Origin of the sequence: Brevundimonas sp. (genome assembly GCF_030704825.1) — a bacterium.
GTDB lineage: Bacteria > Pseudomonadota > Alphaproteobacteria > Caulobacterales > Caulobacteraceae > Brevundimonas.
In genome coordinates, this window is sequence record NZ_JAUYNX010000015.1 from 74,602 (window position 1) to 90,399 (window position 15,798).

Annotated in this window: 14 protein-coding genes; 9 read left to right on the forward strand and 5 right to left on the reverse strand. The window is 69.2% G+C overall.

What is annotated here, in order from left to right; all coding sequences use genetic code 11:
- Positions 1-22: 22 nt before the first annotated feature.
- Complete coding sequence (locus Q8Q71_RS08200; RefSeq protein ID WP_305759095.1) at positions 23-1,483, forward strand: carotenoid oxygenase family protein; 1,461 nt, start codon at positions 23-25, stop codon at positions 1,481-1,483.
- Here the strand turns inward: Q8Q71_RS08200 and Q8Q71_RS08205 are convergent.
- Entirely contained in the window at positions 1,480-2,259 is a 780-nt protein-coding gene (locus tag Q8Q71_RS08205; protein ID WP_305759096.1) for a LytTR family DNA-binding domain-containing protein, read from the reverse strand. The two genes, Q8Q71_RS08200 and Q8Q71_RS08205, sit on opposite strands and share 4 nt — an antisense overlap.
- The gene (locus Q8Q71_RS08210; RefSeq protein ID WP_305759097.1) at positions 2,256-2,969 is read right to left on the reverse strand and encodes a TetR/AcrR family transcriptional regulator; all 714 of its coding nucleotides are present in this window, start codon (positions 2,967-2,969) and stop codon (positions 2,256-2,258) included. Before Q8Q71_RS08210 ends, Q8Q71_RS08205 begins: the two co-directional genes overlap by 4 nt.
- Before the next feature lie 178 nt (positions 2,970-3,147).
- On the opposite strand from Q8Q71_RS08210, the gene Q8Q71_RS08215 reads away from it, so the two are divergent.
- Complete coding sequence (locus Q8Q71_RS08215) at positions 3,148-5,346, forward strand: TonB-dependent receptor (RefSeq protein ID WP_305759098.1); 2,199 nt, start codon at positions 3,148-3,150, stop codon at positions 5,344-5,346.
- 140 nt (positions 5,347-5,486) lie between these two features.
- Complete coding sequence (locus tag Q8Q71_RS08220; RefSeq protein WP_305759099.1) at positions 5,487-6,998, forward strand: MFS transporter; 1,512 nt, start codon at positions 5,487-5,489, stop codon at positions 6,996-6,998.
- Between the two features lie 71 nt (positions 6,999-7,069).
- Here Q8Q71_RS08220 and Q8Q71_RS08225 read toward each other — a convergent pair whose 3' ends face one another.
- Positions 7,070-7,429 (reverse strand): hypothetical protein, encoded by a 360-nt coding sequence (locus Q8Q71_RS08225; RefSeq protein WP_305759100.1) that lies wholly within the window; start codon positions 7,427-7,429, stop codon positions 7,070-7,072.
- Between the two features lie 316 nt (positions 7,430-7,745).
- Between Q8Q71_RS08225 and Q8Q71_RS08230 the strand changes: the two genes are divergently transcribed.
- Positions 7,746-8,768: an NADP-dependent oxidoreductase gene (locus tag Q8Q71_RS08230; RefSeq protein ID WP_305759101.1), complete on the forward strand. Its 1,023-nt coding sequence runs from the start codon at positions 7,746-7,748 to the stop codon at positions 8,766-8,768.
- 9 nt (positions 8,769-8,777) lie between these two features.
- Positions 8,778-9,185: an acyl dehydratase gene (locus Q8Q71_RS08235; RefSeq protein ID WP_305759102.1), complete on the forward strand. Its 408-nt coding sequence runs from the start codon at positions 8,778-8,780 to the stop codon at positions 9,183-9,185.
- A gap of 80 nt (positions 9,186-9,265) precedes the next feature.
- Here Q8Q71_RS08235 and Q8Q71_RS08240 read toward each other — a convergent pair whose 3' ends face one another.
- Together Q8Q71_RS08240 and Q8Q71_RS08245 are read right to left on the reverse strand one after the other, a co-directional pair.
- Complete coding sequence (locus Q8Q71_RS08240; protein ID WP_305759103.1) at positions 9,266-10,057, reverse strand: SapC family protein; 792 nt, start codon at positions 10,055-10,057, stop codon at positions 9,266-9,268.
- Positions 10,058-10,163: 106 nt separating this feature from the next.
- Positions 10,164-12,197 carry a TonB-dependent receptor gene (locus Q8Q71_RS08245; protein WP_305759104.1) on the reverse strand — a complete coding sequence of 678 codons (2,034 nt, stop codon included), beginning with the start codon at positions 12,195-12,197 and terminating at the stop codon, positions 10,164-10,166.
- Positions 12,198-12,301: 104 nt separating this feature from the next.
- Here Q8Q71_RS08245 and Q8Q71_RS08250 point away from each other — a divergent pair, with 104 nt between their 5' ends.
- The 4 genes from Q8Q71_RS08250 (at position 12,302) to Q8Q71_RS08265 (ending at position 15,781) form a co-directional block, all read left to right on the forward strand.
- Positions 12,302-12,784, forward strand: a complete 483-nt coding sequence (locus tag Q8Q71_RS08250; RefSeq protein ID WP_305759105.1) for a Fur family transcriptional regulator — start codon at positions 12,302-12,304, stop codon at positions 12,782-12,784.
- Between the two features lie 53 nt (positions 12,785-12,837).
- Positions 12,838-13,728, forward strand: a complete 891-nt coding sequence (locus tag Q8Q71_RS08255) for an alpha/beta fold hydrolase (protein WP_305759106.1) — start codon at positions 12,838-12,840, stop codon at positions 13,726-13,728.
- 74 nt (positions 13,729-13,802) lie between these two features.
- Positions 13,803-15,305, forward strand: a complete 1,503-nt coding sequence (locus tag Q8Q71_RS08260; protein ID WP_305759107.1) for a CoA-acylating methylmalonate-semialdehyde dehydrogenase — start codon at positions 13,803-13,805, stop codon at positions 15,303-15,305.
- A 5-nt stretch (positions 15,306-15,310) separates the two neighbouring features.
- Complete coding sequence (locus tag Q8Q71_RS08265; protein WP_305759108.1) at positions 15,311-15,781, forward strand: GNAT family N-acetyltransferase; 471 nt, start codon at positions 15,311-15,313, stop codon at positions 15,779-15,781.
- The last annotated feature ends 17 nt before the right edge of the window (positions 15,782-15,798 follow it).

The following is a 15,798-nucleotide window of genomic DNA, read 5'->3' on the forward strand; positions in this document are numbered from 1 at the left end:
CGCGCCCATCAGGAGATTTCCCATGCACGCTTCCCGCCGCAACTTCCTGATGGGCGCCGCCGCCCTGTCAGCCGCCGTCGTCACGCCGGAAACGGTCCGCGCCATGGCCGCGATGCAGGCCACCGCCGACTGGGCCCTGGCCACCGCCGACCTCGAGGCCGATGTCGTCCCCCGTGCCATGCGGCTGGTCCACGGCCGCGCCCCGGCCGGCCTGACCGGGACCCTGTTCCGCAACGGCCCGGCCAAATTCCGCCGCCCCGGCGGCTCGGCCACCCACTGGTTCGACGGCGACGGCCTGATGCGGGCTTTCCGCGTCGCCGACGGCCAGGTGACGCTCGACGCCCGCTTCGCCGACACCCCCAAACGCCGCTGGGAGTCCGAGATTGACGCCGTCGTCACCCCCGGCTTCGGCACCGCCGGCGACGCCCGCGCCCGCATCGGCGGCACGGATGACGCCAACGCCGCCAACACCGCCGTCATGGTCGCGGGCGACGAAGTCTGGGCCCTCTGGGAGGGCGGCTCGCCGACGGCCATGGACGCGTCCGACCTGTCGACCAAACGCTTCGTCGCCCTGCGCGACGACCTCAAGGGCATGCCCTTCCAGGCCCACCCGCGCTATGACCCCGACGGCACGATCTGGAACATCGGCCTGAACGGCGGCCAGGCCATCGTCTGGCGGCTCAACGCCGACCGCAGCCTGCACACGGCGGACGTCATCGACCTGCCGCGCGCCAGCTTCATGCACGACTTCACAGCCACGGCGCGGCATCTGATCTTCGTGCTTCAGCCCTGGGTCCATGACCGCCAGGGCATGCCTTACGCCGCGCGCTTCGCCTGGAAGCCCGAGCTGGGGACCCAGATCATGGTCGTCGACAAGGCCGACCTCTCGCGCCGCCGGATCTTCGAACTGCCGACCTTCAGTTATTTCCATCTCGGCGACGCCTGGGAGGACGCCTCCGGGACGATCCGCTTCGACGTCGCCGCCGGCAAGGACGTGGCCTTCGCCATCGAGGGCGCCCGCGTGCTGGTCGAACAGCGCGGTTCGGTGCCCGGCGAGCACGCCGTGCTGAACCTGATTACTCTGCATACGGACGGCCGGGCCGAAATGGCCTCCAGCGGCGTCACGGCGGAGTTCCCGAAAAACGATCCCCGCCGCGCCGGCCTGCCGCGCCGTCTCACCGCCCACGTCGCCGGCGAACGACCGGACCGGCCGCTGCCGACCGGTCTGGCGACCTGGGACTGGGACTCGGGAAGGTCCGACTATTTCAACTTCGGCGACACGCAGATCGTGGAGGAGGCCGTCTTCGTGCCGCGCGGCCCGAACGAGACCGACGCCTGGCTGATCGCCCCCTCGATCAATCTGCGCGAAGGCGTCACCGAACTGCACGCCTTCGACGCCGCCCGCGTCTCCGCCGGCCCGGTCGCCACCTGGCGCGCCGACGTGGCCCTGCCGGCCGGCTTCCACGGGGTGTGGGCCGGCTAGTACCAGCCAGCCTCGCGCAGGGCCTTGGCATAGCGTCGGCTGACCGGGGCCTCGACGCCGCCCTCCAGCGTCAGGGTCGCCCGGCCGTCGCCGCGGCTGACGCCCCGTACCGCGTCCTTCGCGACCCACCAGCTGCGATGCGTCTGCGCCCCCTCCAGCCCCTCCAGTTCGGCCAGGGCGTCGGACAGCCGCATCAGGATCAGGTCCGAGCCGCGATCGGTGTGGATGCGCAGATAATGGTCCTCCGACTGGACCGCCCGGACGACCGCGCCCTTCAGCCTGAACGGCAGCCGGTCGATGAACCGGGCCGGCTTCGCCCCGGGCGCCGCGGCATGTGTCTGCACCGGCGTCCGCGCCAGAAAGACGTTCAGGGCGCTCAGCGAACCCGTCACGATCATCACCGGCCCGAGGAAGTCGGGAAGCCGCGCCAGGACGATCGTCCGGTCATCGTCGAAGAACCGGCTCGTGATCCCCCAGACCATCACCGCCAGTGGCCCCGAGATCACCAGGGTCAGGGCCAGGACCGCCAGCCAGGGTCGCCGGTCCATGTCCACACGCCGTTCGACCAGCCGCGAGCACAGATGCCCCCAGGACGCCCCGATCAGCATCATCGGCAGCCAGTAGGTCAGCCGAAACAGCAGCGAGGTCTCGCCCATGCCGAAAGCCCCGGTGAGGGCCAGAACGACGCCTCCGGCCAGGGCCACGGAGAGGCCGCGCAGCAGGTTCCTGTCGACCTCGAAGCGGACGACGTTCTGCGGCGTCTCCCGCTCGCTCACGCCGGACCCGCCGGACCCGCCGGGCCGCAAACCGCCCGGAACCCGGCCGCCGCGAACCGCACCATATAGTCGGAGGCGGTTTCCAGATCGCCGGACCGGCACAGGCCGTCCGACAGCCGGTCCAGCCGCCCGGTCTCGCCCAGGGTCAGCGTCAGGGCCCCCGACAGATTGTGGTAGGCCCAGTACAGGTCGACCTCGCGCGCTTCCGGCATGATCACCTTGACCAGCTCGATCAGGCGTCGGATCGCGGGGTCGAAATAGCGGGCCATGGTCTCGCCGCCGAAGGTCGGGTTGGCGTTGGTCTGGGCCACCAGGGCGGAATAGTGCTTCCACCCCGGCCCGCCCTTCAACGACCACTGGAACGGCGGCCGCAGGAAAGCCTCGAACAACCCTTCCAGGGTCATGCTCCCGGATCCGGTCTCGCGGGCGTAGCGGTTGATCGCATCGACCCGCTCGTTGTTCCAGACCTCGGCCCGGCGCAGGAAGACCGCGTCGAACAGGCCTCGCTTGGCCCCGAAATAGTAGTGGACCAGCGCCGTATCGACCCCGGCCTCGCGCGCCACCTCGCGGATGGTGACGCCATAGAAGCCGTGCTTGGAGAACAGGTCTTCGGCCGCGTCCAGGATCAGGTCGCGGGTGTCGGCGGAGCCCGCGGTCTTGGCCTTGGGCGGGCGGCCACGCCGGGTCGGCGGCGCATCGAGCTTGGTCATGGCCCATGACTAGGCCGCAATCCCCCGCCTGTGCAACGGCGCCACAGGTCCGGGCGGACGGTGACGCGGGGGAAGCTGCGCCGTTTGACAGCGAGCCGAAAACGACTACGGTCCCGGAAAATCATTGAACGCTGAATAAAAAGCGTCGTCGGCTGGAAACACAGAATTGGGGCTACCTATGAATCGTTACGTGAAGACCGCCTTGCTCGCCGGCGCCGCCTGGAGCGCGCTGTCCACCTTCGCCATGGCCCAGGACGCACCGCCGCAGGACGGCGCGTCGGCCCTTGATGACGTCGTCGTCAGCGCCCGCCGCCGCGACGAACTGCTGAAGGACGTGCCGATCTCGGTCTCGGCCATCGGCGAGGAACGTCTGGAGCAGACCGGCGCCTCGGACATCACGGCCCTGCAGCAGCAGACCCCGAACGCGACCGTGCAGGTCGCGCGCGGCTCGAACTCGACCCTGATCTCCTTCATCCGCGGCGTGGGCCAGCAGGATCCGCTGTGGGGCTTCGAGCCCGGCGTGGGCCTGTATGTCGATGACGTCTACGTCGCCCGCCCCCAGGGCGCCGTGCTGGACATCTACGACGTCCAGCGCATCGAGGTGCTGCGCGGACCGCAGGGCTCGCTCTACGGCCGCAACACCGTCGGCGGCGCGATCAAATATGTCACCAACCGCCTGTCGAACGATCCGGAACTGACGCTGCGCGGCGCCTACGGCAGCTATAACCAGATCGACCTCATGGCCTCGGGCAGCGTTCCGCTGGCCGATAATTTCCGCGTCGGCGGCGCCATCGCCAGCTATCAGCGCGACGGCTACGGAACCAACATCAACACCGGGGCCGAGCACTACAACAAGGACGTCCTGGCCGGCCGGTTGAGCGCGGAATGGGAGCCGGCCGACAACCTGTCCGTCCGCCTCGCCTATGACCGGGTCCAGGACGATTCCAATCCCCGCCACGGTCACCGCGAAGTGGCCGGCGCGACCCCGGCCGGCGCCGTCCTGCCCAGCGTCTACGACACCAACGCCGGGATCGGCGACGACAACTCGGTGATGAACCAGGGCGCCTCGGCGACGATCCAGCTGGATGTGAACGACCACTGGACCTTCAAGTCGATCACGGCCTGGCGGGAAGGCGACACCGATACGGTCATCGATTTCGACAACACCCCGTCGCCGACCCTGGACATTCCGGCCTACTATGCCGACGACCAGCTGACCCAGGAATTCCAGTTCCTGTTCGACTACGATCGCGTCCAGGGCGTGATGGGCGTCTTCTATCTGGACGGTCACGCCGAAGGCGCCTTCGACACCATCCTGGGCGGCGCCGGCTTCGTCATCGGCACCGCCGGCCAGGTGGATACCGAGAGCTGGGCCGGCTTCGCCGACGTCAACATCGACCTGACCGACCGCCTGCATCTGTCGCTGGGCGCCCGCTATACGCAGGATGAAAAAGAGGGAACGGTGTTCCGGGCCAACTACGCCGGCGCCACCCGCAGTCCGCTGCTGGGCGGGACGCCCCGCGCCCCGACGCTGATGCGGACCAACTACACCAACGCCAAGGACTTCAGCCAGTTCACGCCGCGGGTCGCCCTGTCCTACGACCTGAGCGACGATGTGACGACCTACGTCTCCTTCTCGCAGGGCTTCAAGTCGGGCGGCTTCGACATGCGCGGCGACGCCATCCTCACCCCGGACACCGTCAATGGCTATGAGCCGGAAACGGTCGATTCCTGGGAAGCCGGCCTGAAGGGCTCGCTCGACCGGCTGTCGTTCGCCCTGTCGATCTTCCACAACAAATACGAGGATCAGCAGGTCACGACCCAGGTCCCCGCGGGCGCCAGCATCGCCAGCTTCGTCGACAACGTCGGCTCCTCGACCTTCTACGGCGCCGAGTTCGAGGGCCAGCTGCGCCTCCTCGACAACCTGTCGGCCAATTTCGCGGTCGGCTATCTGCACTCCGATTTCGAGGAGTTCCTGCGCTACAATCTGGGGCTCGGAGCGTACGAGGACATCTCCGACCTGGTGGTGCTGCAGAACGCCCCGGAATGGACCGGCTACCTCGGCTTCACCTGGATCGGCGACGTGGCCGGCGGCGCCCTGGCGGTGACCCCGTCGGTCAGCTACCGCGGCGATTACAGCCAGTTCGAATTCCCCAACCCGATCCTCGACCAGCAGGCCTACGCCCTGGTCGACCTGTCGATCGTCTGGACGGATCCGAGCGACCGCTACACCCTGGGCCTCTACGGCAAGAACCTGACCGACGAGGAGTACCGCGTCGGCGGCTACAACTTCCCGGGCGCGCTCTTCGACAACTCGATCATCGGCTACTACGGCCCGCCGCAGACCGTGACCGCCTCCCTGCAGATCAAGTTCTGATCCCGCGGGAAGGCGCTGAAGCCTGATCGCAACTGATCACGGGCGGCGGTTCTCCTGAGCCGCCGCCCTTTTTCTTTGGCGCTGCCGGAAAGCGCCGCTACCGTTCCGTCAAGCAAGAAGACCAAGTCGAGGGAAACGCCATGACCGCCACGGACGCCGCCGCGCCCGCCGTTCGGCCCGGATACCGCTTCTACGTCCTGGCGATCCTGATCCTCGTCTACATGCTGAACTTCCTGGACCGGCAGATCATCGGCATCCTGGCGGCCCCGCTGAAGGCGGAATTCGGCCTGTCCGACAGCCAGTTCGGCCTGCTGGGCGGCATCGCCTTCGCCTCGGTCTATTCGACCCTGGCCATTCCGCTGGCCTGGCTGGCCGACCGCTTCAGCCGGGTCTGGATCATGACCGGAGCCCTGGCCGTGTGGAGCGCCTTCACGGCCCTGTGCGGCGTGGCCGGATCCTTCACCCAGCTGTTCCTGTTCCGCATGGGCGTCGGGGTGGGCGAGGCGGGCGGCGTGGCCCCGGCCTATTCCCTCGTCGCCGACTATTTCCCGCCGCATCAGCGCGCGCGGGCCCTGGCCGCCTTCGCCTTCGGCATTCCGCTGGGCACGGCCGCGGGCACCCTGGTCGGCGGTCTGCTGGCCGCGACCTATGGCTGGCGCACGGCCTTCATCGCCGTCGGCCTGCTCGGCGTGGTGCTGGCGCCGATCCTTCTGTTCACCGTCCGCAATCCCGCGCGGGGCGGGACCGACACGGCCAAGACCGAGGCGGAGCTGGCGGCCATCGCCGCCGGGCCGGTAGTCGGATCGGGCAAGGCGGGCGCCGTCGCGGCCCTCATCATGCTGGGAGTCGGCGCGGGCGCCCTGACCCTGGCGGCCCTGATCCATTTCGCCGGCCTGGCGCTCGGCAATCCGCTGGTGTTCGCCTTCGGCGGCCTGCTGTCCGTGGTCATCGGCATCTCCCTGACGATCGCCCGCCGCACCGCCACGGCGGTGATCCCCAAGCCGAGCTTCTGGCTGCTGGCGCTGGGCGCGGCCTCGTCCTCGGTGTGCGGCTACGGCGTCGCCGGCTGGCTGCCCCTGTTCTTCATGCGCAGCTTCGGCCTGAACCTGTCCCAGACCAGCTGGTACTACGCCGGCATCGCCCTGATCGGCGGCACCCTGGGGATCTGGCTGGGCGGCGCCATCGCCGACAAGCTGTCGAAGCGCGGCAAGGGCGCCTATCCCCTGACCCCCGCCATCGCCTTCCTGATCTCGGCCCCCATGTTCGTCCTGGCCATGAATTCGCCGTGGCTGATCGGCCTGGTGATTCCCGGCGGCGGCAGCAACGCCCAGCAGCTGATCCTGGCCTTCCTGATCTTCATCATCCCGACGGGGCTGAACCTGGCCTGGCTGGGTCCGATCACCGCCTCGATCCAGCACCTGGTCCCGGCCCCGATGCGCTCGACCGCCTCGGCCCTGTTCCTGCTGATCAACAACCTGCTCGGCATCGCCGTCGGCTTCTATTATTTCGGCTGGATGAGCGACCTGCTGGCCCCCCGGTTCGGCGAGGAGAGCCTGCGCTGGGCCATCTACACCGGCATGGGCTTCTATCTGCTGGCCTCGGTCCTGCTGATCGGCGCCTCGCGGACGCTGAAGAAGGACTGGGTCGACTAGGTTGACCGAGGCGACGGCGCCGAGCCCGCCGAGCCCCCGGCGCCCGAGGATTTCCTTGTTGTCCGCCGCCGCTACTCGGTCGTGGGGGACGGAACCGTCGGCGCATTGACGTTGGCGGCGCCGCCCGTCGAGGGACCGGTCGGTTCCCCGGCGGCTGTGGCCGCGGCGGCGGCCGTCGGGGGCGTGGCCGCATCCTCGTTGAAGGCCTGGGCGTCGACGGCCTGGAGACCGGTGTTGGCGTTCGTGTTGGCGAAGCCGCCCTGGCTGACGAACCACATGCCCAGCAGCAGGACGGCGACGGCCGCGAGGGACACCACCAGGAGAGTCAGGATGCGGGTTCCGCCGCGTCCGCCGCGGACATATTGCGCCTCGACCGGACGGCCTTGGTGCACCGCGTCGGCGGCCTTGTCGTGTGGGGATTCGTGGGTCATGGCGGGGCTCCGTGAGGCGATCGCGCTGCCTTCACAACGCCGTCGCCAGCTCCGCCGTTCCGATGTCGCCCGCCGCGCGAAAAAAGATCGAAAGGACGCGGAACCCGCGCCGGGGCCCGTCGTTACCAATCTGCGGAGGCGGCGACGCCCCCCGACTTGAGGCTGATGTCATAGTCAGCCTGTCGCCTCCGCGCCTCATTCTCGATGATGCCACTTCCAAGGCGGGCCCCGGGCCCGCCTTTTTCTTGGCCCCGGCTGGACAGGGGCGCGCGCCTTGCAGACTATGCAGGTTCGCAAAGAAAACCCGGAGAAGGTCATGGCCCGTATCAATCGTCAGTGGGTGTTGCGTCAGCGGCCCAGGGGCCTGATCCAGCCGGGCGATCTCGAGCTGGTCGAGGCTCCGGTCCCGGCCCTCGAGGAATCCCAGGTCCTGGTCCGCACCGTCTATCTGTCGCTGGATCCGACCAATCGCACCTGGATGAACGACGCCGAGGGCTATCTGCCGCCGGTGCCGATCGGCGGCGTCATGCGCGGCCTGACCCTGGGCGTGGTGGAGGAAAGCCGGTCCAGCCGGTTCCGGGCGGGCGACGTCGTGACCCCGCTGTCGGGCGGCTGGTCCGACTACGCCGTCGTCAACGAGATGGAACTGCGCCAGGTGCACCGCGCGCCGGGCTTGCCGCTGACGGCCAACCTCAGCGTCCTGGGCATGACGGGCATGACCGCCTATTTCGGCGTCACCGACGTGCTCAAGGCCAAGGCCGGCGAGACCCTGGTGATCTCGGCCGCCGCCGGGGCCGTGGGCTCCATCGCCGGCCAGGTGGCCAGGGCGCGCGGGGCCCGGGTCATCGGCATCGCCGGCGGCCCCGACAAATGCCGTTGGCTGACCGATGAGCTCGGCTTCGACGCCGCCGTCGACTACAAGAACGAGGACGTCGGGGAGGCCCTGGACCGGCTCGCCCCGGACGGGGTGGATCTCAATTTCGAGAACGTCGGCGGCGACATCATGATCGCCGTCTACAACCGGCTGAAGACCCATGGCCGCATGGCGGTCTGCGGTCTGATCTCGGCCTATAACGCGACGAAAATGCCGCCGTCGCCGAACTTCGGCCGGATCATCACCCATCGCCTCAACATCCAGGGCTTCCTGGTCCTCGACTACGCCCACCGGGCCCGCGAGATGGTCGCGGAAATGGGCCCCTGGCTGGCCAGCGGAGAGGTCAAGTGGAAGGTCCACGTGGATGACGGGCTGGAAGGCGCGCTGGATTCGCTGAACCGCTTGTTCACCGGGGACCACGACGGCAAGCTGCTGGTGCGGGTGTCGGAAGAGCCCGCGGGCTAGGAGCGACGCATGACCGAACCGCTGCACGTCCACTTCGAGGACCTGGGCGTCGGCGAGGTGGTGCCCCTCGGGGCCTGCATGGTCGACGCCGCGTCGCTGGAGCTGTTCGTCGAACGCTTCCTGCCGGGCTGGGACGCCTCCTACGGGGCGCCGGACGCCATGGTCTATGCGCTGTGGAGCCGGCTGTTCGCCGACAGGGCCTCCGGTTGGGCCCAGTCCAAGGTGCTGGCCGTCGATGGCCTGCGCTTCATGCGCAATCCGCCGCCGGGCGAACTGATGCGCGGCCGGATGACCGTCATGGGCAAGGACCCCGTCGGTGACGAGAAGGGCATCGTCATCGCCCAGCACGACCTGCTCGACGAGGCCGGGCGGCTGGTCTTCTCCTGCCTGACCCGGGCGCTGCTGGCCCGCCGCTGACGCAGGAAAAAGCCCCGCCCGGCGAACCGGACGGGGCCCTGTCTGCAACCACGTCAGCGCGCCTCTGGCGCGCTGGAAAGTCAGGCGTTGCCCGCCGCCGGCGCCGTCGACGCGGCTTTCTGGAAGGCCAGGGCGATCAGCCGGTCCCAGCCCAGCAGCGACACCAGATGGGCGTAGATCTGGCCCAGGGCGCCGTTATCGCGCAGCTCGGCCAGCTTCTCGGCCGGCAGGGCCTTCAGCTTGTCCTCCGAGACGGCATAGTATTCGGCGATCTTCTGGGGCGCGGCGGCGGTGCCATCCGGGTTGCGCGGGGTGAAGATGGCTTCACGGGTGTCCAGCAGGTCCAGGTCGTTCAACAGTTTGACGAAGGCGTCCGTGCGCTGGCGCTCCTGTTCGAAACTGTTGCAGAACTCCATCGCCTGATCGACGTAGGGCGAGGGCTTGCCGTCGATGAACAGCGGCGTCGCGCCGCCTTCCTTGATGAACGGGGCGCCGAGGTCGACGCACAGGATCATCCGCTTCTGCACCTCGTCATTGGCGAAGACGAACGGATAGCGGCGGACATAGGCCGGAATGTAGGCCTCGGGGCGGAATTCGCCGCCGTCGCTGACGAACAGGTTCTCGCCGTTGCGCAGGCCCATGACCGCGACCGGCTGCCTGTTTTCACCGACGAAGATCACCGGATACGACAGGGCCGCCGGCGCGAACTCGGTGACCGTCAGCGGCACCAGATTGGTCCGGGCGACGAAGGCGTAGGGCTTTTCGACCGGGTCGACGCCCAGGGCGCTGTGGGCCTCGACCGAAAGGGGCTCCGGCTTGGTGTAGAACAGAACATTGCCGGACAGGGGCGAGGCGGCGGTTGTATCGGTCATGAACGCGATCGGAGCTGTGAAGGAGGGAAGCGCGCTTCTAGCGTAGTCACCCCACAGCCGCAAACCGGCTCGCGCCCCGGGTGTCCGACGCGGTTAACGGGCCGCGTCAGAACCTGTAGCTGACCCCGACCCTGAGGTTACGCCCCGGCAGGGGGGCGATATCCTTGAGGAAGCTGACGTGTTCGCGCGCCTCCTCGTCGGTCAGGTTATGCCCCTCGGCGAAGAGGGTGACGGCCTTGTCTGGGAACGGCCGCCAGACGCCCGACAGATTGACCATGGTGTAGCCGTCGGTGCCCAGCTCGTACGTCGCCAGCTCGTCCTGTTCGCCGACGTGGCGGACCTCCAGCGACGCATCGAACGGCGTCGAGGTCCAGTTCAGCCGGGCGGTGGCGCTGTACGGCGGAATGCGCGCCGCCGGCCCCTGATCGGTCTCGGCGTCCACGAAGTCCACGGCGCCTTCCAAGCTCAGCACCCGGTCGCCGCTGGTCCACAGATCGTATTCGCCCTCGGCCTCGAAACCCCGGAACTCGGCGCCGGTCTGGACGAACTGGAAGATGGGGAAGCTCTCGCCCCCGTCCACGAACACCGCGCCCGTGTCGCGTTCGTCGATGAAGCCGTCGTAGGATGAGGCGTAGACGTGCAGATCCCCGCGGAACCGGTCGGCCGTGTAGTGAACCGTGCCCTCCACGGTGGTCACCGTCTCGTTATCCAGCGTGGGGTCGCCGCGCTCATAGACGCCCGTGGCGATGTGCAGGCCGTCGGCGAACAGCTCGACCTCGGACGGCGCGCGCTCGTTGTGGGCCAGGCTCAGGCCGAGGAACAGATTGGCCGTCGGCTTGATGAAGGCCGCGGCCGAGCCCGACCAGTTGTCGAACTCGCGCGCGATTTCCGACCCGCCCGATAGCGGCGTGGCCGTCACCGAGCGCCGGTCGTAGCGCAGGCCGCCCTCCAGACCCCAGCCGATCCGGTCGAGCCGCTGGACGGTGTAGATCCCCGTCTCCTCGATCTCGCTGGACGGCACGAAGGCCTCGGCGCCGATGGCCTCGAAGGTCCGCGACAAAGCCTGAACGCCGATGGCGCCGTTCCATCCGTTCCGGGTCCGCTGCACCAGATCCGCCCGCGCCTCCTGGCCGTCGGATTCGAAGACGGTTCCCGGATTGCCCGGCCCCTCGAATTCGGTGTGGGTGTAGTCGGCGTGGCCGTACGAGCCGGTCAGCTTCTGGAACGGGCCGCCGTCGAAGCGCAGCTCGCCGCGCACGTCCTCGCGGGTCTGCTCCAGCTGGATGAAGACGTCGGGCTCGGCCACGGTGCCGTAGGTGCTGGACAGGTCCTTGTACGACCCGCCGATGAAGCCGCGTGATCCGATCCACGAGGCGCCGACGCCCCAGCTTTCCAGTTCCGAGAAGCTGTTGGGCTGGGTCCCGCCCGGCCCCCGCGCGACGCCCTCGGCATCCGCGAGCCGCTGCGAAACGGCGGGCGAGGGAATGTCGTAGTCGTCGGCTTCCTTCTTCACCCCGTCGATGTTGATCGCGATCGGCCCGAGGCCGAAGGTCGCCCGGCCCGAGGTCGACCAGCCGTCATCGACGCTGGAGATCTGGGCCGAGACCATGCCGTCGACGCCGTCGGGCATTTCCGTCGGGATGCGGTTGTCCAGCACATTGACCACGCCGCCGATGGCCGTGCCGCCGTAAGCAAGGGTGGCCGGGCCACGTACGATCTCGATGCGATTCGCCTCGGCCGGGTCGGTCGCGACCTGGTGATCGGGCGACACCGAACTGGCGTCAATCAGGCCGATGCCGTTGGTCAGCACCTGCACCCGCGGTCCCGACAGGCCGCGGATCACCGGGCGGCTGGCGCCGGGGGCGAAGTCGGTCGAACGCATGCCGGGCAGGCCCGCGACCAGGTCGCCGAGCGAGGCCGCCGGGGCCGTGGCCAGGGCTTCCTCGTCGATCACCGTGGTGGCGATGGTCGTGGCCCGGGCGCTGATGCCGTAGGGCGCGCCGGTGACGATGACGTCGTCCAGGGCCGCGACCGGCTGCTGCGGGCCCGCCACGGTGGACTGGGCAGCGGCGGCGCCGGCCATGGCGCTCCACCCAAGGGCGGCGGCCAGGGCGACGCGGGACACGGGAGACAGGGACATGGAGGCATCCGGAACAGAGGGGAGGCGGTGGTGTTACGAGATAACATCACACAGCGTCAAGCCATTCGGTTGCGAGGCGGTCGGCGAGGGCCTAGCTCTGACGCATGAGCGAGCACTGCCATCACCATCACGACGACGGTCCGCCCGCCCCGGCCGAGGTCGCCCGGGCCATGGGCGAGGCCGACCGCCGCCTGACCGCCGAGGGCGAGCGGATGACCCCGGCCCGTCTGCGGGTGCTGGAATTGCTGCTGGCCGCGGGCGAGCCGGTGAAGGCCTACGATCTGATCGCCCGCTTCGGCGACGACGGCCAGCCGGCCAAGCCGCCGACCGTCTATCGCGCGCTGGAATTCCTAGAGCGCAAGGGCCTGGCCCACCGCATCGCCTCGATCAGCGCCTATGTCGCCTGCACCTCGGGGACCGACGATCACGCCGCCGCCTTCCTGATCTGCGACTGCTGCGGCGCGACGCAGGAGGTGTCCGCTCCCGTCGCGGGCGACCTCGATCGCGCCGCCCGGACCGCCGGCTACGCCATCGTCCGCACCACGATCGAGGCCCATGGCCGTTGTCCGGCCTGCGTCGCGGGCTGAGTCCTGCCCCGCGTGAACTGGCGCGGGCCTCCGCGATCGCCTATCTGCCCTGAATGGACGCGATCCGGCTCTCCCCGCCCCGTCGCCTGAGCCTTCCGGTGGCGAACCGCTGGGGCGAGGGCCGCATGAGCCTGCTGGATTTCGGCGACGCCGACCGCCCGGTCGATCTCGTCTTCGTCCACGCCAACGGCTTCAACGCCATGACCTACCGCACCCTGCTGGCGCCCCTGTCTGGCAGCCTGCGGATATGGGCGCCCGATCTGCGCGGCCACGGGGGCGCCACCCTGCCCGCCGATCCACGCGGCCGGCGCAACTGGCACGACCACCGCGATGACCTGACCGCCCTGCTGGATGCGCTGAACGGGCCGCCGGTGGTCCTCGCCGGCCATTCCATGGGCGGAACCTCGGCGCTTCTGGCCGCCGCCGAACGCCCCGAACGGGTCTCCGGCCTGGTCCTGTTCGATCCGGTGATCTGGAGCCGGCTGGCGGTCGCCGCCTTCCGGCTGCCGATCTTCGACCGTCTGGCCTCGCGCATCCCGCTGGTCCGCAACGCCCTGCGCCGTCGGGCCGTCTTCGACAGCCGCGAGCAGGCCCTGGCCGCCTATGCCGGACGCGGCGCGTTCAGGGGCTGGCCCGAGATGATGCTGGCCGACTATCTGGCCGACGGCCTGGTCGAGACCTCCGACGGCTTCGCCCTAGCCTGCGACCCCGCCTGGGAGGCCTCCAACTATGCGGCCCAGGGCCACGACCCGTGGCGCGCCCTCCGGCGGCTGGATCGGCCCGTGCGCATCCTGAAGGCCGAGGCCGGCTCGACCTGCCGCCTGACGGAGACCCCTCGCGGCCTGCCTCACGTCACGGTCGGGACGGTTCCGGGCGGGACCCACTTCTTCCCCATGCTCAAGGCCGACGTCGCCCGCGACGCCCTGTTCGACGCGGCGGTCTGACACTGGCGCGCAGGGGTTCGTCGGGCTAAACCGCGCGCCAACCAGAACAAGCCTTCCAGGGAAACGCTCCGACCATGCGCGAGATCAACCACTTCATCGACGGCGCCAGCTTCACGGGCGCTTCGGGCCGCTTCTCCGACGTGTTCGATCCCAACACCGGCGACGTCCAGGCGCGGGTGCAGCTGGCCTCGGTCGCCGAGATGGATCGTGCGGTGCAGGCCGCCCGGAACGCCTTCGATGGTTGGTCCTCGACCAACCCCCAGCGCCGCGCGCGGGTGATGTTCGAGTTCAAACGCCTCGTCGAGGCCAATGTGAACGAGCTCGCCGAACTGCTGTCGGCCGAGCATGGCAAGGTCATCGCCGACTCGAAGGGCGACATCCAGCGCGGGCTCGAGGTCATCGAATTCGCCTGCGGCATCCCGCACGCGCTGAAGGGTGAATACACCTGGGGCGCGGGCCCCGGCATCGACGTCTATTCGATGCGTCAGCCGCTGGGCGTGGTCGCGGGCATCACCCCGTTCAACTTCCCGGCCATGATCCCGATGTGGATGTTCGGCGTGGCTGTCGCCGTCGGCAACACCTTCATCCTCAAGCCGTCCGAGCGCGATCCGTCGGTGCCGGTCCGTCTGGCCGAGCTGATGATGGAGGCGGGCGCTCCCGCCGGAGTGCTGAACGTCGTGCACGGCGACAAGGCGGCGGTCGACGCCATCCTGACCCACCCGCTGATTCACGCCGTCAGCTTCGTCGGCTCGTCGGACATCGCCAACTATGTCTACCAGACCGGCGCGGCGCACGGGAAACGCGTCCAGGCCATGGGCGGGGCCAAGAACCACGGCATCGTCCTGCCCGACGCCGACATGGACCAGGTGATCAAGGACCTGTCGGGCGCGGCCTATGGCTCGGCCGGCGAACGCTGCATGGCCCTTCCGGTCGTCGTCCCGGTCGGCAAGAAGACGGCCGACGAACTGCGCGAGCGGATGGTCGCCGAGATCCCGACCATGCGCGTCGGCGTCTCGACCGACGCCGGCGCCCACTATGGCCCCGTCGTGACCGCCCAGCACAAGGCCCGCGTCGAGGGCTGGATCGAGAAGGGCGTGCAGGAAGGGGCCGAACTGGTCGTCGACGGCCGCGGCTTCTCCCTGCAGGGGCACAAGAAGGGCTATTTCATCGGCCCGTCGCTGTTCGACCACGTCACCCCGGAGATGGAGTCCTACAAGGAGGAGATCTTCGGCCCCGTGCTGCAGATCGTCCGCGCCGCCAGCTTCGAGGAGGCCCTGCACCTGCCGTCGAAACACCAGTACGGCAACGGCGTCGCCATCTTCACCCAGAACGGCCGCGCGGCCCGCGACTTCGCCGCCCGCGTCAACGTCGGCATGGTCGGGATCAACGTCCCGATCCCGGTGCCGGTCGCCTATCACACCTTCGGCGGCTGGAAGCGCTCGGCCTTCGGCGACACCAACCAGCACGGCATGGAAGGCGTGAAATTCTGGACCAAGGTCAAGACCGTCACCGCCCGCTGGCCCGACAGCGATCTGGAACACGCGGACTCCAGCTTCGTCATCCCGACGATGGGGTGAATCCGATGGCGTCGGTGACGATCCGGTCCGCCGATCCCGCCGACGCCGCGATCGTCCATGCCCTGATGGCCGGCCTGGCGGAGCACCAGGGCGAGGCCCCGCATCTGGCGGCGTCCCCCGCGAGCCTCGAAGTCGCGCTAGGCGGCGACCCGCCCCGCGCCTGGTGCCTGCTGGCCTGGCTGGACGGCCGGGCGGTCGGCTATCTGTCGTGGACCCGGCCATACGGAATCTGGCGCGCCGGCGACTATCTCAATCTCGACGATCTGTATGTAGACGAATCCGCGCGCGGTCGGGGCGTCGGCGAGGCGCTGATGCGCCGCTTCGCCGGGATCGCCGTGGCGGAAGGCCTGCCTGCCCGCTGGGAGGTGAAATCCGACAACCTCGCCGCCCGCAGGTTCTATGACCGCCTTGGGGCCCTGCAATCCGACAAGACCATCGTTCGCTGGTCAGTGGCCGCGATGCGGGCCGCCGGTTGACCATTCGCCTCACAGGC